Origin of the sequence: Paenibacillus anseongensis (assembly GCF_009757995.1) — a bacterium.
Classification (GTDB): domain Bacteria; phylum Bacillota; class Bacilli; order Paenibacillales; family NBRC-103111; genus Paenibacillus_E; species Paenibacillus_E chondroitinus.
Genome location: NZ_WSEM01000020.1, coordinates 107,704 through 132,072, shown reverse-complemented (window position 1 = coordinate 132,072; position 24,369 = coordinate 107,704). Strand labels below are relative to the sequence as shown.

At 46.0% G+C, this 24,369-nt stretch carries 26 protein-coding genes; 7 read left to right on the top strand and 19 right to left on the bottom strand.

Annotated features, from left to right (window positions below; genetic code table 11):
• Positions 1-48: 48 nt before the first annotated feature.
• The 5 genes from GON05_RS24330 to GON05_RS24310 form a co-directional block, all read right to left on the bottom strand.
• Positions 49-357 (bottom strand): LapA family protein, encoded by a 309-nt coding sequence (locus tag GON05_RS24330; protein ID WP_157322685.1) that lies wholly within the window; start codon positions 355-357, stop codon positions 49-51.
• Positions 358-421: 64 nt separating this feature from the next.
• The gene (gene pepF, locus GON05_RS24325) at positions 422-2,212 is read right to left on the bottom strand and encodes an oligoendopeptidase F (protein WP_246239407.1); all 1,791 of its coding nucleotides are present in this window, start codon (positions 2,210-2,212) and stop codon (positions 422-424) included.
• A 248-nt stretch (positions 2,213-2,460) separates the two neighbouring features.
• A complete protein-coding gene (locus GON05_RS24320; protein WP_127454635.1) occupies positions 2,461-2,643 on the bottom strand; it encodes a hypothetical protein in 183 nt (60 codons plus the stop codon).
• A gap of 88 nt (positions 2,644-2,731) precedes the next feature.
• Entirely contained in the window at positions 2,732-3,568 is an 837-nt protein-coding gene (locus GON05_RS24315) for a TerC family protein (RefSeq protein ID WP_181646690.1), read from the bottom strand.
• Between the two features lie 274 nt (positions 3,569-3,842).
• Positions 3,843-4,034, bottom strand: coding sequence for a low molecular weight phosphatase family protein (locus GON05_RS24310; protein WP_157323252.1), 192 nt, complete (start codon positions 4,032-4,034; stop codon positions 3,843-3,845).
• 254 nt (positions 4,035-4,288) lie between these two features.
• On the opposite strand from GON05_RS24310, the gene GON05_RS24305 reads away from it, so the two are divergent.
• Together GON05_RS24305 and GON05_RS24300 are read left to right on the top strand one after the other, a co-directional pair.
• Entirely contained in the window at positions 4,289-5,005 is a 717-nt protein-coding gene (locus tag GON05_RS24305) for a class I SAM-dependent methyltransferase (RefSeq protein ID WP_309492766.1), read from the top strand.
• 127 nt (positions 5,006-5,132) lie between these two features.
• A complete protein-coding gene (locus GON05_RS24300; RefSeq protein ID WP_028556542.1) occupies positions 5,133-5,330 on the top strand; it encodes a cold shock domain-containing protein in 198 nt (65 codons plus the stop codon).
• A gap of 132 nt (positions 5,331-5,462) precedes the next feature.
• Here the strand turns inward: GON05_RS24300 and GON05_RS24295 are convergent, their stop codons facing one another.
• The 12 genes from GON05_RS24295 to GON05_RS24240 form a co-directional block, all read right to left on the bottom strand.
• A complete protein-coding gene (locus GON05_RS24295) occupies positions 5,463-6,788 on the bottom strand; it encodes a GntP family permease (RefSeq protein WP_157322680.1) in 1,326 nt (441 codons plus the stop codon).
• Between the two features lie 80 nt (positions 6,789-6,868).
• Positions 6,869-7,582: a GntR family transcriptional regulator gene (locus GON05_RS24290; RefSeq protein WP_181646689.1), complete on the bottom strand. Its 714-nt coding sequence runs from the start codon at positions 7,580-7,582 to the stop codon at positions 6,869-6,871.
• Between the two features lie 11 nt (positions 7,583-7,593).
• The gene (locus GON05_RS24285) at positions 7,594-8,610 is read right to left on the bottom strand and encodes a sugar kinase (RefSeq protein ID WP_157322676.1); all 1,017 of its coding nucleotides are present in this window, start codon (positions 8,608-8,610) and stop codon (positions 7,594-7,596) included.
• Positions 8,603-9,358 (bottom strand): 2-dehydro-3-deoxy-phosphogluconate aldolase, encoded by a 756-nt coding sequence (dagF, locus tag GON05_RS24280; RefSeq protein WP_157322674.1) that lies wholly within the window; start codon positions 9,356-9,358, stop codon positions 8,603-8,605. Before dagF ends, GON05_RS24285 begins: the two co-directional genes overlap by 8 nt.
• Before the next feature lies 1 nt (position 9,359).
• Positions 9,360-10,463: a DgaE family pyridoxal phosphate-dependent ammonia lyase gene (locus GON05_RS24275; protein WP_157322672.1), complete on the bottom strand. Its 1,104-nt coding sequence runs from the start codon at positions 10,461-10,463 to the stop codon at positions 9,360-9,362.
• A complete protein-coding gene (locus GON05_RS24270; RefSeq protein ID WP_157323251.1) occupies positions 10,441-11,541 on the bottom strand; it encodes an amidohydrolase/deacetylase family metallohydrolase in 1,101 nt (366 codons plus the stop codon). Before GON05_RS24270 ends, GON05_RS24275 begins: the two co-directional genes overlap by 23 nt.
• Before the next feature lie 245 nt (positions 11,542-11,786).
• Positions 11,787-12,434, bottom strand: a complete 648-nt coding sequence (locus GON05_RS24265; protein WP_157322670.1) for a nitroreductase family protein — start codon at positions 12,432-12,434, stop codon at positions 11,787-11,789.
• Positions 12,435-12,514: 80 nt separating this feature from the next.
• On the bottom strand, positions 12,515-13,618 hold the full coding sequence (locus GON05_RS24260) for an efflux RND transporter periplasmic adaptor subunit (RefSeq protein WP_157322669.1): 1,104 nt from the start codon (positions 13,616-13,618) through the stop codon (positions 12,515-12,517).
• A 13-nt stretch (positions 13,619-13,631) separates the two neighbouring features.
• A complete protein-coding gene (locus GON05_RS24255; RefSeq protein WP_157322667.1) occupies positions 13,632-14,981 on the bottom strand; it encodes an ABC transporter permease in 1,350 nt (449 codons plus the stop codon).
• The gene (locus GON05_RS24250) at positions 14,978-15,670 is read right to left on the bottom strand and encodes an ABC transporter ATP-binding protein (protein ID WP_181646688.1); all 693 of its coding nucleotides are present in this window, start codon (positions 15,668-15,670) and stop codon (positions 14,978-14,980) included. The genes GON05_RS24255 and GON05_RS24250 overlap by 4 nt, the downstream gene beginning before the upstream one ends.
• Positions 15,671-15,695: 25 nt before the next feature.
• Positions 15,696-16,874 (bottom strand): MFS transporter, encoded by a 1,179-nt coding sequence (locus GON05_RS24245; RefSeq protein ID WP_157322665.1) that lies wholly within the window; start codon positions 16,872-16,874, stop codon positions 15,696-15,698.
• Positions 16,875-16,896: 22 nt separating this feature from the next.
• On the bottom strand, positions 16,897-18,231 hold the full coding sequence (locus GON05_RS24240; RefSeq protein ID WP_157322663.1) for a multi antimicrobial extrusion protein MatE: 1,335 nt from the start codon (positions 18,229-18,231) through the stop codon (positions 16,897-16,899).
• Between the two features lie 182 nt (positions 18,232-18,413).
• On the opposite strand from GON05_RS24240, the gene GON05_RS24235 reads away from it, so the two are divergent.
• From GON05_RS24235 to serS, 5 genes are all read left to right on the top strand, one after another.
• Positions 18,414-18,728: a hypothetical protein gene (locus GON05_RS24235; protein ID WP_157322661.1), complete on the top strand. Its 315-nt coding sequence runs from the start codon at positions 18,414-18,416 to the stop codon at positions 18,726-18,728.
• 30 nt (positions 18,729-18,758) lie between these two features.
• Entirely contained in the window at positions 18,759-19,391 is a 633-nt protein-coding gene (locus GON05_RS24230) for a hypothetical protein (RefSeq protein WP_127454604.1), read from the top strand.
• A 31-nt stretch (positions 19,392-19,422) separates the two neighbouring features.
• Positions 19,423-20,448, top strand: coding sequence for a tetraprenyl-beta-curcumene synthase family protein (locus tag GON05_RS24225; protein ID WP_157323247.1), 1,026 nt, complete (start codon positions 19,423-19,425; stop codon positions 20,446-20,448).
• 35 nt (positions 20,449-20,483) lie between these two features.
• A complete protein-coding gene (pfkA, locus tag GON05_RS24220; RefSeq protein ID WP_127454602.1) occupies positions 20,484-21,452 on the top strand; it encodes a 6-phosphofructokinase in 969 nt (322 codons plus the stop codon).
• Positions 21,453-21,767: 315 nt separating this feature from the next.
• On the top strand, positions 21,768-23,051 hold the full coding sequence (serS, locus tag GON05_RS24215; RefSeq protein WP_157322659.1) for a serine--tRNA ligase: 1,284 nt from the start codon (positions 21,768-21,770) through the stop codon (positions 23,049-23,051).
• A 61-nt stretch (positions 23,052-23,112) separates the two neighbouring features.
• Here serS and GON05_RS24210 read toward each other — a convergent pair whose 3' ends face one another.
• Complete coding sequence (locus GON05_RS24210; RefSeq protein WP_157322657.1) at positions 23,113-24,072, bottom strand: D-2-hydroxyacid dehydrogenase; 960 nt, start codon at positions 24,070-24,072, stop codon at positions 23,113-23,115.
• Positions 24,073-24,218: 146 nt separating this feature from the next.
• On the bottom strand, positions 24,219-24,369 hold a 151-nt coding region (locus GON05_RS39420; protein ID WP_246239446.1), incomplete at its 5' end, for a putative glycoside hydrolase.

Sequence of the window (24,369 nt, the reverse complement as noted above, 5' to 3'; positions counted from 1 at the left end):
AAATTTATGAATTTTCGAATTCAATAGATTTGCTGCACTTTTTTAACTTTAATGCACGGTAGGCGAAGCCTCACCAGCTGTTTCTCTCACAGGCTGCGCGGCTGGAGGCAAGACGGCGTCTTGCAGCTGCTTTTCCAAGTGCTTGACTTTACGATTCAGCTTGTACTGACGAACCATTCCGAAGAGGCCGACAATTAGACCGCCCAATAAAGTGGAGGTTAAAATAACGAGAATGAGTGGCGTGGATGTTTGGGCAAATATGAAATTTACTTGCACCGGTTCGACATTCACAACCGCAAAAACGGCAGTGAGGAGGGCGAATAATAATGCGCAGATCAGAATCCATTGCATCTTCATCCAACATTCATCCTTTCCATGGAGAAGAGGTTGGAGGCTCGGGCCTCCAACCTCACTCGTTCACTTACTTCGTAAGCTCTTCCATCTGATCGAGCAAAGAGCTGAAGACGCTCATGGCTTGCTTGATCGGCTCCGGTGTCGACATGTCAACGCCGGCTTTTTTCAGGATGTTCAGCGAGTAGTCGCTGCCGCCGCTTTTCAGGAAGCCCAAGTAACGGTCAACGGCTGGCTGGCCTTCATCCAAGATTTGCTTAGCAAAGCTGGTTGCTGCAGAGAAGCCAGTTGCGTATTTGTAGACATAAAAGCTGTTATAGAAGTGAGGAATACGCGCCCACTCCATCTCAATATCTTGATCCACAACCATGTCATTGCCATGGTACAGCTTATTCAAGCCGTAGTAGATTTCGCTGAACTCTTGAGGCGTAAGCGACTCGCCTTGCTCCGATTTCTCATGGGTAATCATTTCGAACTCGGCAAACATCGTTTGACGGAATACCGTAGTACGGAATTGATCCGCATAATAAGTCAGCAGATAGAGCTTCTCTTTTGGATCCGTCACGCGTTTCAATAAATAGTCCATGAGGAGCGCCTCGTTCAAGGTAGAAGCGACCTCTGCAAGGAAAATCGTATACTGAGCATAGCGGTATTCTTGATTTTCATCGGACAAATAGGAATGGATGGCATGACCCATTTCGTGTGTCAGCGTGAACATGCTGTTTAAATTGTCTTTATGGTTGAGCAGCACATAAGGATGTGTGCCATAGGCACCCCAGCTGTACGCGCCGTTACGCTTATTCTTGTTCTCATAAACGTCGATCCAGTGGTTGTCGAAGCCGTCTTGAAGAATTTTCAAGTAATTTTCGCCAAGCGGTGCGAGGCTTTTCTTGATTTCTTCTTTGGCTTGCTGGTAGGTGATATCCATTTTGAACTCTTCAACCAGTGGAGCAAAGAGGTCATACATATGTAATTCATCGACTTTCAGCAGCTTTTTACGAAGCTTCAAATAACGCTGCAGCTCAGGCAGAGAGTCGTGAATGGTGGAAATTAAGTTCGTGTAGACTTCCTTCTTAATGTTATCGCCGAAAAGGGTCGATTCCAGAACGGAAGGATAGTGACGCGCTTTGGCATAAAAAATGTTTTTATTAATATTCGCGCTGAGCGTAGCGCCAATTGTGTTCTTGTTGTTGCGGTAAGTTTCGTAAACGGCATGGAAGGCATTTTTTCGAACTTCCGGATCACGGTTCTCCAGGAATTGAATGTAGCTTCCGTGGGTGAGCTCAACTTCCTCGCCTTTTTCGTTCTTCACTTTAGGGAACTTCAAATCGGCGTTGTTCAGCATGCCGAAGATCGTGCTAGGCGCACCCGCCATATTGCCTGCTTGAGCCAAAAGCGCTTCTTGTTCTTTGGAAAGCGTGTGCGGCTTCTGGCGAATCATTTCTTCGAGCGTGTCTTTATAAAAAGATAAAGAAGGATCATTGACCAATTGCTGCAGTTTTTCATCGGATAAACTTAAAATTTCCGGCGAAATGAAGGAAAGAGCTTCGCCCACTTCGACACTGATTTTTTTCGATTTATCGGATAAGGCCTGGAAAGTAGGCTCTGCTGTATCTTCATGATGTTTCATGTTGGCATACACATAAAGTCTTTCAGTCTTCAGAGAGACCTCATCTTCCAACTGGAAACATTGCTTGACGGCAGCGGCGTCGTTAAGTTTTCCTTGGAAGGCGCTGATTTTGCTGATCGAGCCTTTAACATCCTGAAATTCTTTTTCCCAAGCCTTCGTATCGGCAAATAAATCTTCCAGATTCCAACGGTGCTCGGCAGGTACTTGTTTGCGTTCCAATAGTTGAGCCATGGGAGCCCTCCTGTCCTTGTTTTGAGTTTGGGGTAAACGGTTTTCCTTCGCATGCAAATCAGCTGCTGGGACAGAGCTAAGGAGAAGTCCCATTGCTGCAGTTACATAGATCCAGCGCATTACGGTCACGCTCCCGGCTTATACCCATGTGGGGGATTCTTGATTTAAACCCACTTCATGGTTTTCACCTAGTATGACCGTTAACCCACTCAATTATGATTATAAGAAAAAGCTGGAAGGAAGTAAATTTACTTTCCGGCGCCAAAGAAGCTGATCAAGATGAGTACAAACGAAAACGAGACCATGACGATTGCCAATAATGCGAGATATCGTTTCATTTGGGCAGGAAGGCTGTCTTTTTTCATAATCAAAATGATGGCTAGGCAGAAGGATACAAGAATAAATGTGAGTATAGAACCGGATTCGGTCATTGGTGAATCATCCTTATCCCTATAGAATATGACACTTGCTAATTACTGCATGATAGTAACTTTCGCTGCTTGTAGGCAAACTCCTTTTTCAGCCGGCATGCTGCATCGTTTCATCGGGATTTTCATCCTCTTCTGTCTTCACCAGAATTAACTTGCCTCGGGAATCCATCTTCACTGTAAAACGATCTTCCGGAGCAATTTGAGCTTCATCGCTTAATTCTTTAGGCAGTTTTAACTGTCCGCGGTCTCCGACTTCCACGAGGTAGCCGACCATTTTGGACCATTTGCCTGCGGCAAGCACGATGATGATGAGCAGTCCGATAAGCAGCCATTTGCCGAGCGGATTTGAAGCGAAATAAGGGGAGAGGAACTTCTCGCCGGTAATCATTTTACCTGCCGTTAATGCGAGCACGCCTGCGCCGATGTACATGATCCATGGATAAGTTTCAATCCATTTGATGAACAAGGTGCTGCCCCAGACCACGATAGGAACACTGACCAGCAAACCGATGATGACGAGCAGGAAATTTCCATGAGCGGCGCCAGCGACAGCAATAACGTTATCCAGACCCATCACGGCGTCGGCAATAATAATCGTGCGAATGGCAGCCCACATGCTGCTCTTCGCTTGAACTTGTTCGTGATTTTTCTTTTCGCTGAGCAGCTTATACGAGATCCAGAGGAGCAATATGCCGCCCGCTAAGAGAAGACCGGGAATTTTCAAAAGCGTGACGACGATCAAGGTCGCAAGTGCCCGAATAACGATGGCGCCTACCGTTCCCCAAAGGATGACTTTCTTTTGTGTTTCCTTTTTCAAATTACGTGCCGCCATACCGATAACGATCGCGTTATCTCCTGCAAGTACCAAATCAATGAGGATAATACTGAGTAATGAAACGAAAAAACCTGCTGATAACCATTCCACAACGACCACTCCTTTAGCAATTTTTTTTGAAAAAAATAGAGCCCAGCACCGACGACCGGTGAAGGCTCTAATTCATCAAAAAAGACCTTCACCAAAAATTTGGCAAAGGTCTTGCTAACAACGATAGTCGTTGCCAATAAAGCCGGGATCTGATGAGGATCCGAATTGACGACTTTACTGTATCAGCTACTCCCCTTTGGAGTATTACGTATGAACTTATAACTTGATTATAAAAAGATAGAGAATGAAAGTCAAGGCATTTGGTCTAATGAGTTTATACTTCTCTGAATGCGTCCATAATCGCTTGCCATTCTTCTTCGGTACCATCGAACTTATCCTTAGCAAATCGTTCATTAGCCCAGTGAAGCATCGCTGGCCGCCCGATAAACGTGTGACACTCTTCACCCCACTGGTCGGAGATCTCTGTCAGCACAATTTTGGTTCCTTGGACTTCCACATTCAGCATGTTCCATTTATCTTTTTTGTAGATCGTATGTTTCTTGAAAGGTTGTTTTGACACGGTTGTTCCTCGTTTCTGTAGTAAGCTTAAAGATATATGCAATCGTATCATAAATAGGCTTGATTTCCAAACAGGACATCAAAGAAAACCCTATTGCCATAGACCGTTGCCCATGGTAATATTCTCCTAATCCTTTCCAGAGGGAAACGGGTTATGAGACGGGTTGTTGCCCGGAAAAGATGAGCTGAGGAGAGATGAGCGTGGAGCAAAAGCGTATTTATGAGCAAGTTGGGGTCGCAATGACCTCAAGATCGTACGCAGAGTATGAGAAAATGTTTATGCTGCAGTTGGAACAATTGCAAGGCAAACGGGTTCTGGATGTGGCCGGCGGTGCGTCTTCCTTCACGGTAGAAGCAAGGCAGCTTGGTATTGTCGCAGAAGCGGTTGATCCTCTGTACGAGAAATCATCGGAGGAGATAGATCAACACGGCAGGCAAGAAATCGGGCTTGTTGCCGCCAAGATGGAGAAGCTCCAGGACGTCTATGACTGGTCGTTTTATGGTTCGCTTCAAAATCATACGGCAGGACGCATAAAGGGCCTAGAACGGTTCGTAGAGGACTTCTCAAGCCATGGTGGCATGGCAAGGTATCATGTGGCTTGTCTTCCGGTGCTGCCTTTTGAACAAGATTCCTTTGATCTTGTGTTGTGCAGCCACTTTCTGTTTCTGTATGAGGAGCAGTTCGACTATGCCTTTCATCTGAAAGCGTTGCGGGAGCTGCTTCGCGTCGCGAAGCCTGGCGGTGAAGTGAGAATCTATCCATTGCTCAGTTTTCGAACAGAGGAATATGGCAGACTGCCTGATTTAATAAATGAATTGACAAACGAGGGGCATTTGGTAGAAAAAAGAGAGGCAAGCCTACCTTTTTTACCAAATTCTCATCAATATTTAAGCATAATTAAGAGGTGCTTCGCATAGAGGAAAACGTTGGTACATCAACAAATTTTAGCGTGTCCAGCGCTTTTTATGCGTTGATTTATCCCAGATCTGATGGTATAATTTCCTTATTCGTCATAGATGGCGATATTTTTAGGAGGTTGTTCACTTGAAAGGTACAGTTAAATGGTTCAACGCAGAAAAAGGCTACGGTTTCATTTCTGTTGATGGAGGCGACGATGTATTCGTTCACTTCTCCGCAATTCAGGGCGAAGGATTCAAAACATTAGAAGAAGGCCAATCCGTTGAGTTCGACATTACTCAAGGCAACCGTGGTCCTCAAGCAGCTAACGTCACAAAATTATAAGAAATTGGGAGTCCCCACTTATAAATAGAGTGTCATAGCACAAACAACAGAGACAGTCCCCTGTGGGGCTGTCTTTTTTGCTGTAGGTAAGGCCTGTACACATCCTGCAGGGAAGTGCACAGGCTTTTATATTTAAACGAAGATATCAATAATCAGCACGGTTCCGAACGCAATGAAGGAAAGAAGTGTTTCTAGGACAGTCCACGTTTTGAACGTTTCTTTGACGGTTAATCCAAGGTATTCCTTAACCATCCAGAAGCCTGCATCATTGACATGGGAAAGCATCAGCGAACCTGCGCCTGTGGCAATAACAAGCAGTTCCAAGTTAACGCCGGACATATGCTCAACAATGGGAGAAACGATACCCGCGGCTGTTGTTAAAGCGACCGTCGCTGAGCCGGTTGCGACACGAATTAATCCGGCTACCATGAAAGCTAGTACGATAGGAGACAGAGAAATATTTTCGGCCATTTGCGCAATAGAGGTACCAACGCCGCTGGCGATAAGGATTTGTTTGAATCCACCGCCGGCACCGATAATCAAAATAATCGAAGCAACAGGGAGCAGGCAATCGTGCGACAGCTTGCTGATATAACTTTTACTCATACCTTGGCGAATGCCCAAGAAGTAGAAGGCAGCGAAACAAGAAATGAGCAGCGCGATCACGGAGTTTCCGATAAAAGCAAGGAATTTCATAAATCCGCTTGGGACAGGCAGGTAGGGTGCAATGACAGACAAAACCATCAATAAAACAGGCAGTAAAATAATGAAAAAGGAAATGCCGGCGCCTGGTAATTTTTCAGGCTCAGTGCTTGAATCGAGAAGCTCAGGTTCATTCTGAGGAACAACACGTTTATTTACCCATTTGGCAAACAGAGGGCCTGCAATGATCGCAGCCGGAATCGCAATAATCAGGGAGTAGATCAGCACTTTGCCAATATCCGCTTTGTAAATGCCAATCGCTGTCATAGCACCAGGGTGAGGCGGCACCAGACCATGAACAATAGACAAACCAGCGATAACCGGTAATCCGATGAGTAAAATATTTTGCTTCGTCGATTTGTGAATGGAGATCACAAGCGGCAGGAGCATAACGATCCCGACGTCAAAAAATACAGGGATCCCGATAATAAAACCGGACAGCAGCATGGCCCATGGCAAACGTTTTTCGCCAAACACGCGGATAAAGAAATTGGCGACTTGGGTGCCTGCCCCGGAATCAGACATCATTTTACCCAAAATTGTACCTAATGCCAAAATGCCAACTAGATGCCCTAGAACAGCGCCGACGCCGGTTTCATATGCGCCAACGATTTTATCCATAGAAAGACCCGCCATAAGCGCCAGGAACAAGCTCGCAACGGTTAAAGAAATAAAGGCATGCCATTTCCACCAGGCTACGCCGAGAATAACAATGACAATAGCAAGCAGGGTAACGATCAGTAGATACATATTCATGTGGAATCCCTCTTCTCAAGAAGTTAGTAAGCGTTATCAAGGTGTCGACGAGAAAAGGAATCAAGCTGATGCCAGTATTCCTAAGTATCGTAATTAACTACATAATTGTGCATTTCGGTGCTGTAATGCCCTGCGCTGAATTCGATCAGAGTACCTTGTTCATCATAGGAATATCGTAATCTGTTCAGTAAGGGCGTGCCTGGTTTCACCTGCAGCATGTCCTCCACATGGGAAGAAGCGGTGACAGCAGCAAATTCATCCCGATATTTCTCTAAGGCAATGCCGTGATCTTCAAGAAGCTCGTACAAGGATTGCTCGTTCAAGTCCGTGAGTTCGATCGTGGACATTTGCAGGGAGAGATAGTGGGAATAGTGAATATAGGGTCTGTCATCTAAGTGATATAGGCGTTCGATATAGAAACACCGCTCTCCAAACAGCTGATAAGGCAATGTTCCAGGTGTATTCGAAACAATTTCAGCGCGCAACAATTGCTTGTGAATTTGGTGGCCTTCTTCAACCAGCACTTCTGTGAACCGTTTCCATTTGGACAGCTTGGACAGGGAAGCATTTCGAATGACTTTGGTTCCTTTGCCGCTGCCTTTTTCCAAATATCCCTCTTGTGCCAGCTCTTTGATGGCATTTCGAACGGTGATCTTGCTAACATTGAATTCCTGCTCCAACTGAGGTTCAGATGGAATATTAGTACCCAAAGGATACACACCATGCAAGATGCGATCCTTTAGGATATTCATGATTTGTAAATATAAAGGGCGTTTATTACGGGATAAGTTCACCTAAACGTTCACTACCTTTCTACATCGCCCACAACTTCCGTCATCGCACGCAGGATATCGCTTTCCGATGACATAGGCGTATCGCCAACAATGGTATGCGCGAGCATGCCGGCGGCAGCTGCAAAGCCGACTGTCTTGTCAGGTGAAAATCCTTGGATTTCCCCATGTACGATACCGCTTGTGTAGGCATCTCCAGCACCAATTCTATCATAGATAGAAAATGTGAGGAGATTAGAAAAGGTGAATGCCTGATTTTTATAAATAAATCCACGTAGTGAATGGGTGTTGTCACTGTTGATATGACGATGCGTTCCTGCAATGACAGCGATCTGATATTTGTCTGCAACGGCTGGAATCAGGTCCATCAGTTGATCTTGACGTTCGGTTTGATCGGTATGCATGCCCAGGATATAAATGGCATCTTTCTCATTCATCATGACAATGTCAGCAAGTTGCAGCATGTCCTCGTAATGAGGTTTTGCTTTCGCGTAACCGCCTTCGCCCCAATGGGCCGGACGATAATTGCAATCGAAAACAACCGTGCCCCCGTTAGCTTTGACTTGTTTGGCCAAGGCCTTCATATGCTGGCGCACATTGTCATTCATGGCGAGAGTAATCCCGCAGAAATGGATCATATCGATATTTTTAGCAATTTCAGCAAAATTATAAGTGTTTTCTGGAGCCGTGTTGAAACTGCTTTCCTGCCGGTTGGAATACGTGACGCGGCTGGGCCGCGCACCGAAACCATTTTCTAAAAAATACATGCCGACATAGTTGCCGCCGCGAGTAATCATCGAGGAGTTGATGCCTAGTTTACGTAAGTAAGCTTCTGCAGCATCTCCTACTGGGTTGGACGGCAATCTGGAGATCAGGAACCCGGAATGCCCGAAGCGAGCAAGCGCGGAGCTGATATTCACCCCTGTACCAGAGAACGTGTAGTTAAGCGAGCTGGCTTGAGACAAGAGTTCATAACCTGGCACCTGCAGGCGCATCATAACCTCTCCAAAAGCAGCAATTCGCTTAGCCATGTTGATCAACCAGCTTCTTCATGATGCTGAGCAGTTCGCGTACATCGGATGTATTTGTTTTTCCTGTAGCTTTGTCAATGATTGATGAGTACACGTGAGGGATAACTTGTGGAACTTTCGCTTTCAACGCGATACGCAGGATTGTTTCAAAGTTTTCCATGTCGATGCCGCCAGTTGGCTCAAGAGCAAAACCTTCTTCGCCGCAAGCTTGTGCAACGGCACGAAGTTCGTCTTCACGGCTCAAGCCGTTCATCGGGAAGTACTTGAGGGCATTCCCGCCCATGTCGCGAACAAGCGCGATAGCGGTTTTAACAGGTACGATGGCATGCTCAGGTTGAGCCGCGCTTACAGGACCTGTTGAGATGTTAACATAGCCGACGCGGCCAGTAGGAGAGACCAAGCTGTTGATCCAGCTGTCTTGCTCGCCAAGATTGGCGCGTGTTGCACCGACTGCAGGGAACACCTGGTTGATGTGAGTGCCCGGATAATGCTTAGCAATCGCAGCAACGACAGCGGCTTGACGATTGTCGCCAGCGCCAAGACCGATAGATACGGCTTCGTCAATCGCTTTGCCGTATTCTTTCATTGCGGCAACGGCTGTCTCAACGGTTGGGTAGTCTTTCGAAAGAACGCCGACAAGCACGTAACCTTCGGCTGCTTCGAAAACTTCTTTTGCGTTTTCAACGGAGTTAGCGAGCACGTTTAGCGCTGCGCGGCCTTTATACAATCTTTTTGCCATGTTGGACATATTATTGACCTCCTGCTAATTTGCGTATTTGAGCAGCGATAACCTCAATGTCATCGCCTTGAAGCGGACGTGGATCGATATCAAAATAGCCTTGTCTCACGCCATAATCGCGTGTATAGATGGCGATTTCACCTTCGCGAAGCCCATTTACGACTTCTTTCGCTGTCGTTCCGGCTTGCTCAGGATCAATTTGAATGCGTCCGCGGAAAATAGCGCGGCCTGCTTCGTCTTGAACAATCGTCACTTTAATGCCTTTTAATTCGCTAAGCGGCATTAGTACTTGCAAAGCTGCTTTTTCTTGCTCGCTTTTGTCTGCTTTAACGCCATACTCATCAAGTGCTTGAAGCAAGCCGAAGGAAGTTTCCTTGCCGACTTTCATGCTTCGGCCAATGCCGTGCAGTTGAACTTTAAGCCACTCAATATAGGTGCGTTTGCCGCCGACAATACCTGATGTAGGGCCTTCAATGGCTTTGGACCCGCTGTAAATGGCTAAATCGGAGTATTTCACATACTTTTGAATATCTTCTTCCGCAGCCGCATCTACGATGAGCGGTACGTTATTTCGCTGCGCAATATCCCATACTTCTTCAACGGAAATCATGTTTTTTTGGACGGCATGATGAGATTTCACATAAAGAATAGCGGCCGTATTTTCGTTTATCGCGTCTTCAATATGCTCGGCTTTCCCTTCATTGGCATAGCCTACTTCGACGAGTCTGCCGCCACCAAGGTAAACCATGGTTTCAACAGGAGCGCCGTATTGTACGTTGTGACCTTTGAGAATGATGATATCACGTTTGGCAATAGGGTCCTGATGCAGCCGCTCGCTTGCTCGACGATTCCCTTGGGTTACTACGGCTGCCACAGAAAGCGCGATGCCGCTGGATGCCGAGTTAACGACAACGGCAGCTTCGGAACCAAGAATTTTGGCGATGTAGTCGCCGGCTTTATCTACAAGATCTGCAATTTCAACGTAATTTTGACCACCATGTTTCATGGCTTCCATAACGGTGTCGGTCGGAGCGGATACCCCGAGAATACTCATACGTCCACTGGCATTGATGACACGTTTAAGACCGTATTTAGCATTTAATGAGAGCGCCATTTACAACTACTCCTTTAGATTGAATTGTTTGTTCCGCCGTACGTGTGTCTCCTTCAGAGTCCGTGAGTTGAACCTTTTCATTCTGAACGGTAAACAGAGTGAGATTTGCTGTATCTCCAACTTGAATGCGGCCAAGCTCCGGTTTGTTCAGCCAATTTGCAGCATGCGTAGTCACCGCAGCAATGACTTCCTCAAGCGTATAGCCCAGATACAGAAATTTCGTCAGCACATTGGACATACTAAAAACAGGCCCTTTCAAACGATTCCCACGATAAATATCCGTTGAGATCGTGTCCAAACCGATGTGATGCTTTTTCGCGGCTTCGGCGACTTTGAATGAAAAGCTGGCTGTACCGTGGCCGACGTCCAGATGAACGCCTCTTTCAATTGCTTTCGTAAGGACTTGCAGAGGTTTGCCGCTGTCATCAAAAAGATTATTAGCCTTCCCATTCAAATAATGGGTAATGATATCTTTCTTTTCCAAAAGCGAAACAACTTCTTCAATGCTCGGCGGTCCAGAACCGATATGAACCATTAAAGAAAGACCGGTCGCTGCTGAAAGCGCACGTGCAGCACGCAAGGGCTCAATGCCGGAATCGCGAACAACACTTTTGCTAATTCTTGCTTTCAAACCGACGATGAAGTCTTCATAGTTCCTGACTGCATCAACAACCTTCTCTTGGTTAATCCATGACATATCGGATAATTCGTCAATCCTTTGTAAACCGATATGCGAAATGTTCAAAAAAGCAAACAAGTTCGTTAAAGCATTTTGTCTGCTTGCTGCTAGTTCGGCGATACGGTCAGCTCCACAGCTTCCGGCATCAACAATTGTTGTAACACCTTGTTTGACGCCGATTTCATCGATTTCATCGCCATAGGGATCAAAGGCAGGGAAGGCATGAACGTGCATATCAATCCAGCCGCTTGAAACATAGGCACCTGAATAGTCAACGATCTGTTTTCCTTGTCCTTGGCCGGGACTCGTTAACTCCGCAATTTTTCCGCCTTCAATGACAATATCCAGAAATTCTCCGTTTACTTGCTTAACATTGTGTAGGACGAACCGCTCCTGCATGCCTATCACCTTTTTCCATAAATCGAATTATGAACGCTTTCACTAAGTCTTCCTTCTAAGCTCTCCTAATATGTAGGAGAAGGTTCTAAATTGTATAATTGAATATAACGTTATAATGTTAGAATAGCACATCGATTTATTTAAGTAAATATAACGTTATAATGTTTGTGATGGTAATTTTGGCATGTTGGCGTGCTCGCATATAAGAAAAAGAAGCTGTCCGCGAATGCGGCAGCTCCTTCATCTTAGTCGATGATTTGAAGAATATCATCAATTTCTTTGCGGGCCAATTTGCCCGGGCGGTCCTTCGGATGACCAAGGGAAATGACCATATTGATCTGACATTCTTCCGGAATGTTCAGATATTCGCGAATTTGATCTTGGGCCAGCAAAACGGGGCCCGTCATCGGACATGTCGCGAGACCTCTGGCATGCGCGGCAAGCATCAGATTCTGCGAGGCTAAGCAGGAGCTCTTGATGCCCTCTTCCGCCCACACAGCATCCTCAACAAGCTCAATCGGATCAAAAATCCGCTCACGGAACTTCGACTCGTACGGTGTTGCTAAGCAAATGATCAGCACTGGAGCGTTGGAAAACGCAGTAGCATAAGGTCCGAACGACTTCACAAGAAGGCGTGCTTCTCGGGAAAGACCTTTCTGCTCGGCTTCAGACGCCCTGAGATGAAGCTGATCCCAGGTTAGTTGTTCGATATGTTTAATCTTTTCCGTATTTCGTATCGCAATAAACTTCCATGTCTGGGAGTTCGTATCGCTTGGCGCATAGCGGGCACAGTCGATAATTTCACGAATATCTTCGGTCGCGACTTCCTGCTCTGTAAAATTCCGAACGCTGCGGCGCTCTAACACAATAGATTTAAAATCCTCATAATTCATATAAAACAATTACCTGCCTTTGCTGCATCATTTTCGTCATCATTATTACTTGGTCCTAAGAGTATAGTATAAAACAGTTGTCACTGCAGCACAACCGTATCTCCCTCTTGGAGCCCCTTGAGGACCTCCGTTTTCTCAGGTGTTTCCAAGCCGATCTCAATTTCACGGCGTTCTGTGCCTTGCGGGGTCTGCAACATAACGTAGTAAATATCTTTCTCATGATTCACAGCAAGCGTGGGGACGACCGTTGTTCCACTTTTTTTCTCAGTCTCAATTGTGCCGGAAAGACTGAGCCCTGCGATAAGCTGCTCATCCGGTTCTAGCGAAATCGTTACCTCGAATTGCGCGGAAGCCGAACCTTGATCCGTGCCGGTTTTGGCAAATTTGGAAACCTTCTCAACCTTTCCTTGCAGCTTTTTCTGTTTCAGCGCTTCAACTTTGACTTGGACGGACATTCCTGGTTTAATCCGGAAAACGTCAAACTCGCCAACGGTACAAACGAGCTGCAGCTTCGTCAAATCCACGATTTTACCGATTCGTACGCTTTCCTCGACAGACTTGGGGATTTTGGCGGAATCCTCGAATAAGAAGATGCCGTCCTCAGGTGAAACAAAAGCGGCCTGCTCCACTTTTTCTTGCTTTTTTGCCAGCTGCAATTGAATGGACTCATCGTTGACCTGATTCAACTGCTCCTGGATTCTGCGTCCTTCGGAAGCAGCAAATCGAGATCTGGAATCATCCTCACTAACAGCGCCAACAGGAGTGTTGGTTGTTTCTCCTTCCGGTCCTGCTGCTTTGAAGTTCGCAAGATCAGCCTCGAGCTTCTGCTTTTTTAAATTGGATTGCAGAGCTGCAATTTCACTTTTCAGCGGTGTGGCGTCAAGTTCGAACAGCAGCTGTCCCTTTTTAACTTGAGCCCCGTCAGCGATCTGCCATGCTTTAATTTCACCACCAAACGGTGCATAGACTCGGGTTTCCTTCTCGTAGGACGACTTTCCTTTTACTTCAACACTGTTGACCAGGTCCTCTTTGGTTACTTTAAATTGCAATGCGCTGGGAGAGACGGTGTTGTCCGTATTTGCTCTCTTCATGGCTTGGGGATGGCTGGATATGTATAAAAAGCCGCTAATTCCGCAGATCAAGAGCGCTGTGATTAGCAGCATCCATGTTTTCTTTTTCCTCATGCTAGGCAAACTCCTATTCTCGTTTAATAGCTGTCAACGCGTCCGTGCGCGATGCTTTAATAGCGGGGTATAGCCCTGATAGAACGCCGGTCATCACAGCGAAAAACATGCCGACTGGAAGAATCCAAAAGGAAATGAATAAAATTTCAGCGGGCTCTCCGGAATTAGATCCGAATCGGATGATGATAAGATTGATTCCCCATATAACCCAATAGGAAAGCAGTATACCTACCAGGCCGCCTAACATGCCTAATAGCGATGATTCCACGATAAACATGTTGCGGATTTGTTTTAAATTCGCTCCCAGCACCTTCATGATGCCAATCTGTCTCCGGCGTTGATGCGTGGACATCGTCATAGCTACTACAATGGAAATCGAGGCTACGAATAGCACGAAAAGACCGACACCCGTGAGCAGCAACCGTACGATAACGAATTCGCCTTTCATCCGGTCCTCTTGATATAAATTGGTTTGCGTGTTGAGCTGGAGTTTCTTTATCCACTCATCCACTTGTTTGACGTTGACGCTATTATCAATTTTCACTTTGACTTCCGAATATTGAACGCGATCGTTTTGGGCTGACTTGTTCAGTGCTTCCAAAATTTTCTGGCCGGTTTGCGGGGATACGTAAGCCGTTTTGTTCCCTTGCAGCATGGAGTCAGGCAAACCATCCGGTTTTTTCAGAATGCCAGTAACCCGCAATGTCACTTCTCTTGGTTCAGCCAAGCTTGTACCCGAATTCCTTCCAGATTGGTCTTCGTAATTATTTGCTTTGAGCAACAATTGCTTTTGATAAAGTGGATAAGGAATTGCGCCCATTTGACGGTAAGTTTCAGCTTGCTCCTTGGTTGGATTTTGCTGCATCAGCTTATTTCTGGTCTCTATCGTCTTGGAATCCATAACACCGAGGGTTGCCCCGTAATTGAGCACAATGTGGTTGTCTTGGTTCGTAGCGCCGCCTTGCCCAAATTTGGAGTCGAAATCTTCCAGCGCGCTTAGTTCAGTTGCAATGAGATGAAGGTAACTTTGTTTGCCATCATCAACCGTGAAGCTGAATTGTCCTAAGTCTTGAAAACTAGCAACGGATTTCACATGTGGAAAAGTACGAATGAGTTCGAGCTTGCTTGTTGTGAGTTTGGGCTGGCTGTTCGGGTCATTATTCTGCTCTGTAATTGTAATTTCATCTGTTTTGAGATAAAAGCTCATTTGTTTCTGGCTGTAATGCTGAATGGATTCTCCGAAGCCGAGCGCCACCATAATGGAAGCCGAACCGATGGCGATTCCTACGGTACATAAGGCTGTGACGACTTTGCGCCGCTGCAGTTGGTCCCAGCCAAGTCGAACGTAATCTTTAAGCTTCATCCGGTCTCACCGTCCTGCTCATTACCTTCCAGCAAGTATCCGTCGCGAAGCTGTAAAATCCGCCGCGTACGGCGCGCTACTTCGTGTTCGTGAGTAACGATCACGAAGGTGATGCCCGAATTCTCATTTAAATCAATGAGTAAATCAATGATCTCGGCTTCCGTCTTCGTATCTAGATTACCAGTAGGTTCGTCAGCAAAAACGATGGCAGGTTTCGTAATGAGGGAACGAGCGATACTGACACGCTGCTGCTGTCCGCCGGATAACTGTGAAGGAAATAAATCCGATTTATCACCGATACCCACTTGTTGCAGAAGCGCCATGGCTCGTTGTTTGCGTTCTGAGGCAGCTACACTTTGAAAGACGAGGGGCAGCTCAACGTTTTCGCGTACGGTTAAATGTGCTATTAATTCATAAGATTGGAAAATGAAGCCGATATGCGTCCTTCGAAATTCCGCCAAGCGGTTTTCGCTCATTTTCTCAATCGCCTGTCCTGCGATGCTAATACTACCTCGAGTGGGCTTCATTAAGCCCGCCATTAAATTTAGCAGTGTCGATTTCCCGGAGCCTGAGCTCCCGAGCAAAGCGACCATTTCGCCTTGCTCTACCCGGAAACTTAGTTCATGCAGAACGGGGGTATCCTCTTGCCCAGTGCGGAAACTGTGAGATAACCGTTCAATGGCTAACACGTAATCATTCCCTTCAATAAAAAAACTATCTGCTGCCCGGCAAACGCTCATCGTTTTGGAATAGATGCGTAGCAAGGAAACCGATTGCTGCCACGATGGATAAACAGCCGGCAATGACGTAAACCGTGCTTCCCCCCAGAGCGTCATAGATCCAGCCGCCCAACATGCCGCTGATTAATCCAGCGATGCTTGACCAAGCCACAGCAAAAATCGCTTGCCCGGACGAGCGGTATTCATCGGGTATAATTTGGCTCAAATAACGATTGGCCGTTATGAGGAATACGCCAAATGTTAGGCTATGCAGCAACTGAACGCCGATGATCCAAACGGGATTATGGATAGATCCCATAATGAAAAAGCGCAAAGCGTAAATAATTGCCGCAAATGCCAGAAGCGGCAATTCTTTGAACCGATGCCCATGTTTGCTTAGAAAGAAGAACATGGGGATTTCACTTAGTGCGGAAGCCATCCAAGCGTAACCAATCACAGAGTCAGGGGCGCCGAGCTGCCGCATATAGAGGGCTAGGAAGCCATCGTTAAAACGGTGAGAGACTGACATAATGATGACCAAGGTTAAGAACCAGACAAACTTCTTCGAACGCAGAATGCTCAGCATGCCGCCTAAAGCCATTTTTTTGCCGCTCTGACGCGCGTCCTTTAAGAAGAAAACAAGGATTAACGTGCATGTAATGGTGAACAGACACAGAATTGGCGTGAGGCCTGTACCGTAATGTCTAAGCAGCAAACCAAAGCCTCCGGCCGACACAGCGAATCCGATGGAGCCCCACACACGAAAAGAGGCGTAGCTTTTGCCGCTTGCCCGAATGCTCAACATAAGTTGGCTGTCATTGAGCGAATTAACCGGCTGTTGAAAGAAGAAAAACATCGCTAAACAAATGTACAGCAGGGAAAACCATCCCGCAGTAAACACTAAGATGGCCGTGATGAGCTGGCCGATGATCAGTATGATCATGATTTTTTTGACGGTTTGAAAACGGTCGCTCAAGAAACCCCACAATAAATTTGTTGCGATTCCAATCAGCGGCCCAATGGCATAAAGCAAACCAATTTGAAGCTTGGAATATCCTTTGTAATCAAAATACAGGGGGAAAAAAGTGACGACGATGCCCATTGTCATAAAAAAGGAGAATGTGAACAATCGAAGCAGGCGATGTTGTGACTTTATAAGATTAGACGTACTCATAGTTGGTTATCACTCGTTTTCGCTACAAATTTTTTGGAGATAGGGTTGGCTGCGCTTCTTCGGCTGTGCGTTTGAGCACGTAAACCACAACCAGCAATTCGGCCAACGTGCCAATGGATTGTGCTAATGCGCCAATCATTCCATTCCAATTGGGTACTGCCCAAATGGAGATGAAAAGGGTTAAGACCGTGATCGTAGCATTTGCCGATTGCGAGAAAACCATTATTTTCGTTTGTCCTCTGAGCATGATAATTCCGTTCATATAATCCAGCCAAGGGAATACTAATGTCATAATCATAAAGATACGCATAGCATGCAAACTGGCTCGCATGAGTTCAGCATTAACACCCATCACATGGGACATAAACCAAGGCCCAAGAGGTGTATAAGCAAGAATAGCGATGAGAGTTCCGGGAATAAAGCTAAGAACAAAGACAAACCGCAGCACGGATTTTGCATCTTTGCGATAAAAGTTCAGCACGATTTGATGAATATAAGAGAAAAAACTTAAAACCAGCTGCGTCAAAGAGCCGGCAATCGCAAAAGAAGATATGGCAAGGTGGATGTGCGTTGTTTTTCCTAAGACTGCATTAATAGAAGGTCCGATGATGACGGCGATGATAGATGAGTACAAGAGAGGCTTATAGAAGCTGAAAATTTGCTTCTTGGTTTCAACGGGATGGCCGGGCACCTTCTCAGGAATAACTTTTTTTAGCAGACTGGTGCCTTCCCAGATGGCTACTAAAGCTTCAATGACCATGCCCATTAGAAAAATAATAGCGCCAACTCGCCCGCTAGAGACATTGTCAGTTGTGATAAAATATAATGATAATAAATACATAGCGACAATTCGAACACCCATGCCGATGGTTAACCATTTGGTCCGCATATTAAAAATAATAATGCCATGGAATAAACACCGCAGTCCGGAAAAAATGCTAACGTACATTAAAATACGATAAACACTGATCGTAGAGTCCAATAACTCGGGTTCGACGCCAAAGAAGTAAAGAAATACCCACTCTCCGACCGGGGTGTAGCATATAATGAGACCAAGAAGGATGATACAAGCAAATACATAAGAGCTAACTGCTGCCATGGCTCGAAATGAGATGCGGTCCCTGACGAGGGTAGAACAAGCTTGTCTTAGCAGAACAGCGGGTCTCTCGGTTATGCCTAACAAACTTAGTGGCAGCGCATAGCTGGCAATGACCAATTCGGGATTATCAGCCCGGGCAAGTGTGCTGTTAATGATAACGTGGGAGAGGGTAACTAACGTTGCGGAAAGTCCGAGGGGGAGAAAAAAGGAGATAAGCTGATTCCATGAGATCGTTCTTTTCACAGCTGAAGCGGTCATTTCTGTATCTCTCCTAACCAATTTGTCCCTTCTAAAAACGTTATTTAAGTATACCAGAAAATGAAATATTGTTGACATACAATTTTAACTGGAAACCAAAGGTTTGAAGTGATACATTTAAAGGTAGAATGTTTCTTGAACTATTGCAGCATGTTTTTACTGCAAGGAGGTAATTCAGAAGAATGAGCTGCTATTTTCAATACAATGCCAGACTTGGTATCGAGACGCCGGCTTTAGAACAAGATTGGGATTCTTACCCCTCTGATGTGCGCGTTGAAATCCTGTTTCAATGGGAACAAATTCGAGGAGTCATCCCCGATCGAATCATGAATCTGGAGAGCGTTATTATTCGTAAACAAAACCAGTTGGATCAAGAAGATGATTTTATAACTTCCTGTCGTTTGAATTCCGAAATTGCTGATTTGGCATCGATTATAAATGATCTTCACCTTTGGTTCCGGATTAATCAGGATTTGGAAGCGAAGACCCACCATTAAGTTCGTCTAATGAAAGGGAGAGTGACTGGCATGCATAGCAATAAAGATGGTACAGACTGGCTGGAAGCTATTGCGAAGCCGCTCTTGGAGCATCTGCCTGCCTTATATCCAATTGAAGAATGGGATTTAGCCATGGATGCGAACATTGAAGCGATGTTACCTGTTACTATGAGCCAAGGGAATCCAGAGCAAGAGATGTATGGATTGGCTATCAAAGCGGGTCTTTATTTACTGAATGAAAGTCTCGACAAGTCGCACGATATTGCCCAGGAAATTACAAATGCGACAGGCAGCTATTGGCATGCTCTTATGCACCGGATGGAAGGCGATTATAGCAATGCGAAATATTGGTTTAATGACGTCGGTCATCATCCTATTTTTTCGAATTTAATTGCCTGCGTTAGAGATTATTTAAGTGTGAAAGACTTGGCGGATCTAGACAACGAGGCGTTGCGCCAGAAGCTGGAAGTGTTGATTACTTCTCCTGTATGGAACCCATGTGTTTTTATTGACGTGGTGGAACTTCAGGTATCCCTGGTTCAAAATTCAACAGTCGATAGCTGGCTGAGACATATCCAACGTTATGAAATGCAGTTGCTGCTGCAATATTGCTATGAACAAAGTTGTGGAGGAAGTCTGCTTGAAGCAATTGGACAGAAGTAGTACGAAGGTTCCGCAAGGCCCACTCCGGTTAATGCTCAGGGTTTATCGGTACATTTTACCGGATGTAGGCGAACAGCTTTCCATTTGGAAAACAAAAGCGGAGAACATTCCAGATACTGAACTGCGTACGCAAGCTTTAGCCAGCATAGCAACGAAGAAGTTTCATTGTCAGGGCGGCGCCGTCTATGCGGCTGCCAATTTGTCGATGCGTCATGTACTAATACCACTAATCGTTGCTTTTCAGACGATTAGTGATTATCTAGATAATTTATGCGATCGCAGTACTTCCTTAGATCCTCAAGATTTCCGACAATTGCATCAATCGATGCTTGATGCCGTTGATCCTTCCAAACCTCTGCATGATTATTACGCGTACAGACAGGAGAAAGAGGACGGCAATTACTTGAGGGATCTTGTTCTGAAGTGCCAATCCTGTATCGATTTGCTGCCGTCTTATGGACAAGTCGCGGATCAGGTACGGGATTTCGTTGGTTTATACTGCGATTTGCAAGTGTACAAGCATATCCGCAAAGATATGCGAGAACCCGAGCTTCAACAGTGGTGGAAACTTCACCATCAGCGTTATCGCCAGATTGATTGGAATGAATTTGCGGCAGCTACGGGGTCGACTTTAGGGATGTTTATGCTGTTCTTGGCGGCATGCGATACGCAGTTGAATGACAAGCAGGTGGAGGCGATTCGCGAGGCGTATTTTCCTTACGTTTGTGGGCTGCATATCTTGCTTGATTATTTAATTGATCAGGAAGAAGATGTTCTTGGTGGAGACCTGAACTTCTGCAGCTATTATAGCTCTATGGAGGACACGGTTGAGAGGATTGCATTTATCGTGCAGGAAGCGCGCAGCAAAATTTTGTTCTTGGAACATCCGCGATTTCATCGTATGATAATCGAAGGTTTGCTCGCTCTGTATTTGTCAGACCCTAAAGTGAATGGACAACAGCAAGTAAAAAACATATCCAAGCGTCTTATGAAAAATAGTCCGTTAACCCGGTTGTTTTTCTGGCTAAATAGCATGTATATCCGTACGACATCATGAATGTCATTCACAAGAATTTGAAGGAGGAAATTGAAATGTCAGCAGTAAAATCAATTGCAGTTTTAACAAGCGGTGGAGACTCCCAGGGAATGAATGCAGCGGTTCGTGCGGTTGTCAGAAGCGCATTGTTCCATGGACTTGAAGTTTATGCCGTGCAACGTGGCTATCATGGTTTAATCAACGATGATATTCGCAAAATGGATCTTAGAAGCGTTGGAGATATCATTCAACGTGGCGGAACGATCCTGCAGACAGCTCGTTGCAAAGAATTTTTGACTCCGGAAGGCCAACAAATCGGGGCGGATAACCTGCGTAAACGTGGGATTGACGGCTTGGTTGTTATCGGTGGGGACGGGTCCTACCAAGGGGCCAACAAACTAAGTAAACTGGGTATCAAAACGATGGGTCTGCCAGGGACAATCGACAATGACATTCCGTTTACAGACTTTACGATCGGTTTCGATACAGCGGTAAGTATCGTCGTGGACGCGATTAATAAGCTTCGCGACACCATGACTTCCCACGAGCGTTCATCCGTTGTAGAAGTTATGGGCCGTCACTGTGGAGAAATTGCGCTTTATGCGGGATTAGCCAGCGGTGCGGAAACCATCATCGTTCCAGAGGTTGAAGTTGACATCTGCGAAGTGGCTAACCGTATGAAAGACAACTTCTCTCATGGCAAACGTCACAGTATTATCCTGATCGCTGAAGGAGCAGGTACTGGCGAAGGAGTTGCGAAACAAATCAATGAGGTAGTCGGAATTGAACCGCGTGTTACCGTTCTAGGTCACATCCAGCGTGGTGGAACACCAACGCATAACGACCGTATCTTGGCAAGCCGTCTTGGTGATTTTGCCGTTCGCAGACTGATGGAAGGCGATTCTTCCAAAGCTTGCGGTGTTATCAAAGGCGAATTAGTTGCTACGGATATCGACTTAGTTGTTAATACGAAGCGTGAATTCAACACTGAGCTATATGAATTGGCAAGTCGTTTATCCCAATAAGCTCAATAAGCAGAGAGCCTATTGACCTGAGGATTTACTTCGTCTATAATAGCGAACAACGTACAAAGCGACATTATGTCTATGAAGAGCATCCAACTCGGAGACGTTTATGATCGGAACGGCTGATGACTGAATAAGCATCGACTCTCTCTAAGTAAACCGGCACCGCCCGTTATCGCGGAACCAAGCGGATGATGGCAAGATATTGCCGTCATCAAGTTGGGTGGCACCGCGAGCAGAACGCTCCTCGTCCCAATTCGGACAGGGGCGTTTTTTGTCTTTTTCTCATAATTGAAAAGGAAGCGGTGACAGAAAATGTTGGATATCAAATGGATTCGCAACAATCAAGATCAGGTCAAAGAAGCTGCCAAGCAAAAGGGAATAGCATGTCCCTTGGAGGAGCTTCTCGAAGTAGAAGAGAAAAAGAGGCAGATGCAGCATCGTGTTGATTTGCTTCGAGCAGAGCGTAATCGAGCTACTGCACAAATTGCAACGTTAATGGCTGAGAAGAACCGAGCGGAGGCTGATAAGCTGAAGGAGCAGGTTCGCAGCTGGAATGTAAGCCTGGCAGCGGACGAAGAGGAGCTTGCGCATTATGAGGAAAGGTTTAAAGTGCTCATGCTGGCAGTGCCGAATCTTGCTTCGCCTGACACACCTGAAGGCGCTACGGATCAAGACAATGTCGTCTTGAAAATCGTAAGAGAGCCAACATCATTTCCTTTCGAGCCTCGCGATCATCTGCAAATCGGGGAAGATCTAGACATTCTAGATATACCAAGAGGTGTAAAAGTAGCGGGAACCCGCAATTATTACCTCAAAGGTATGGGATTGTATTTACACCGGGCGGTTCAACAGCTGGCCATTGATTTGTTAACGGATCGTGGTTTTACGGTCATGGATGTACCGTTAATGGTTCGTGAAGAAACACTGGTGAACGCAGCGTTCTTTCCGGCAGGCAAGGATCAAACCTATGAGCTGCAGGATGAGAACAAATGGTTAGCAGGTACTTCGGAAGGCCCGCTTGTTTCGTACTATGCGAATGAAATTGTAGATCTCTCGAAAGGCGCTGTTCAACTGGCAGCCGTATCGAATTGCTTTCGTAAGGAGGCTGGTTCGGCGGGTAGGGATGTGCGTGGATTATATCGCGTTCATCAATTTGCGAAGGTTGAGCAGGTCATTATTTGCAAAAATGATTCGGAGACGGCGGATCTCATGTTGGAGCAGATCACGAGAAATGCGGAAGACATTCTGGATCTGTTGGAGCTGCCATATCGAATCGTTGCCGTGTGCGCCGGTGATATGGGGGCCAAAAACTATAAGCAGTACGATATCGAAACATGGATGCCAAGCCGTAATGCCTATGGCGAGACGCACTCGTCGTCAAGCCTGCTTGATTTTCAAGCACGCCGCAGCGGACTGCGTTACCGGGATCAGAATGGTGAACTGCACTACTGTTACACACTGAACAATACAGCTGTAGCCACACCGCGTATTCTGATTCCCCTACTTGAAAACCATCAACAAGCGGATGGCTCGATCTATCTTCCTGCGGCTCTTCGTCCCTATATGAGAGGTTTAGCAGGGATAACTGCTAAATAAAACGATAAAACGCACCTTATCTTTCGGAAGCAATTCCGCTAGATGAAGGTGCGTTAATGGTTTAATAGCCTTCGTGAATGTTCACCAAGTTCATCATTTCTCCACCATCCAAGAGCGCACGCAAATTATGATAAAAGATAGCAGCTACACGCTCTGTATAATGCGAGGATGAACCTGCAATATGCGGAGTGACGATTACGTTCGCCATACTCCAGAGGGGAGAAGTCGCTGGCAAAGGTTCTTGCTCGAAAACATCGAGCGCTGCTCCGGCGAGCTTGCCTTCCTGGAGCATAAGCGTCAATGCGCCTTCATCAATCACATCGCCTCGAGCCAGATTGATCAGAAAGCCGCTTGGCTTCATTAGGCTTAAATGTTCTTTCGTAATTAAACCCCGTGTTTTCGGAGTGCTAGGAAGAAGCAGAACAACGAAATCGCTTTGGGCGAGCAGACTGCGAAGCCCTTCATCGCCGCTGAGCGTTTGATCATAACCAGGCTGTGGAGTACCTGAGCGATTTAAACCGATGACCGACATATCAAAAGCTTTCGCTTTGCGGGCGACGGCTTCACCAATGGCGCCGGCCCCAACAATGCCTAGCGTTTTACCGGCAAGCTCGCCGACGGAGATGCGTTGATACCATTCTTTCTGTTGCTGGCATTCATACAGCTTGTTGGATTTACGCACCCACTGAAGCATAAGACTGAGCGTGAACTCACTCATTTGAATCGTATGTACTCCGCGTGCGTTAGTCAGCGGGATTTGGCGATCTGCCAACTCCTGTAACGGCAGCTTGTCCACCCCGGCGGATAAGGTTTGCATCCATTTGAGTTTAGGGGCTTTTTCTCTGGTAGCGTATTCCGGATTAATCCGGCCAGCTGTAATGATGACTTCAGCATCAGCAATATGTTCTTGAGCATCTTTTGAAGATCTAAACCATTGGAACTGGGTGCGGTCCTTTAGATCTTGCGGCATCTGCTCCTGCATCAAGGACAGATCCATATCCGTAATGGCGACAATTTTCATTACTTCAACTCCTTCAGAGTATCTCTTGTTATTGCTATTCGCTTTTGTGTAACTTTTTGTGTACAGCTTGGCATCAAATCTGGTAACATATTCTTGATTATACGATAAAACACCCTGAGGTACATAGCCTCAGGGTGTTTCCTTGATTAATAACTAACATTAGGTGTGTAGTTGTTATTAGCATTCCAAAGCAAGAATTCGTCTACGCCATTATCTTTCAGTGCGCGAATTTGTTCTTGTACCTCATGTGGACCGTATTTAATGTAACCCTGTACCCATGAGGCGGTGAAATCTTGA

What these genes read in the sequence shown, in the direction of transcription:
- GON05_RS24330 (WP_157322685.1), bottom strand. Translation starts at nt 357, where the DNA reads ATGAAGATGCAATGGATTCTGATCTGCGCATTATTATTCGCCCTCCTC.
- pepF (WP_246239407.1), bottom strand. Translation starts at nt 2,212, where the DNA reads ATGGCTCAACTATTGGAACGCAAACAAGTACCTGCCGAGCACCGTTGG.
- GON05_RS24320 (WP_127454635.1), bottom strand. Translation starts at nt 2,643, where the DNA reads ATGACCGAATCCGGTTCTATACTCACATTTATTCTTGTATCCTTCTGC.
- GON05_RS24310 (WP_157323252.1), bottom strand. Translation starts at nt 4,034, where the DNA reads ATGCTGAATGTGGAAGTCCAAGGAACCAAAATTGTGCTGACAGAGATC.
- GON05_RS24295 (WP_157322680.1), bottom strand. Translation starts at nt 6,788, where the DNA reads ATGAATATGTATCTACTGATCGTTACCCTGCTTGCTATTGTCATTGTT.
- GON05_RS24285 (WP_157322676.1), bottom strand. Translation starts at nt 8,610, where the DNA reads ATGGCTAAGCGAATTGCTGCTTTTGGAGAGGTTATGATGCGCCTGCAG.
- dagF (WP_157322674.1), bottom strand. Translation starts at nt 9,358, where the DNA reads ATGTCCAACATGGCAAAAAGATTGTATAAAGGCCGCGCAGCGCTAAAC.
- GON05_RS24275 (WP_157322672.1), bottom strand. Translation starts at nt 10,463, where the DNA reads ATGGCGCTCTCATTAAATGCTAAATACGGTCTTAAACGTGTCATCAAT.
- GON05_RS24270 (WP_157323251.1), bottom strand. Translation starts at nt 11,541, where the DNA reads ATGCAGGAGCGGTTCGTCCTACACAATGTTAAGCAAGTAAACGGAGAA.
- GON05_RS24265 (WP_157322670.1), bottom strand. Translation starts at nt 12,434, where the DNA reads ATGAATTATGAGGATTTTAAATCTATTGTGTTAGAGCGCCGCAGCGTT.
- GON05_RS24260 (WP_157322669.1), bottom strand. Translation starts at nt 13,618, where the DNA reads ATGAGGAAAAAGAAAACATGGATGCTGCTAATCACAGCGCTCTTGATC.
- GON05_RS24255 (WP_157322667.1), bottom strand. Translation starts at nt 14,981, where the DNA reads ATGAAGCTTAAAGATTACGTTCGACTTGGCTGGGACCAACTGCAGCGG.
- GON05_RS24245 (WP_157322665.1), bottom strand. Translation starts at nt 16,874, where the DNA reads ATGAGTACGTCTAATCTTATAAAGTCACAACATCGCCTGCTTCGATTG.
- GON05_RS24240 (WP_157322663.1), bottom strand. Translation starts at nt 18,231, where the DNA reads ATGACCGCTTCAGCTGTGAAAAGAACGATCTCATGGAATCAGCTTATC.
- GON05_RS24235 (WP_157322661.1), top strand. Translation starts at nt 18,414, where the DNA reads ATGAGCTGCTATTTTCAATACAATGCCAGACTTGGTATCGAGACGCCG.
- GON05_RS24230 (WP_127454604.1), top strand. Translation starts at nt 18,759, where the DNA reads ATGCATAGCAATAAAGATGGTACAGACTGGCTGGAAGCTATTGCGAAG.
- GON05_RS24225 (WP_157323247.1), top strand. Translation starts at nt 19,423, where the DNA reads ATGCTCAGGGTTTATCGGTACATTTTACCGGATGTAGGCGAACAGCTT.
- pfkA (WP_127454602.1), top strand. Translation starts at nt 20,484, where the DNA reads ATGTCAGCAGTAAAATCAATTGCAGTTTTAACAAGCGGTGGAGACTCC.
- serS (WP_157322659.1), top strand. Translation starts at nt 21,768, where the DNA reads ATGTTGGATATCAAATGGATTCGCAACAATCAAGATCAGGTCAAAGAA.
- GON05_RS24210 (WP_157322657.1), bottom strand. Translation starts at nt 24,072, where the DNA reads ATGAAAATTGTCGCCATTACGGATATGGATCTGTCCTTGATGCAGGAG.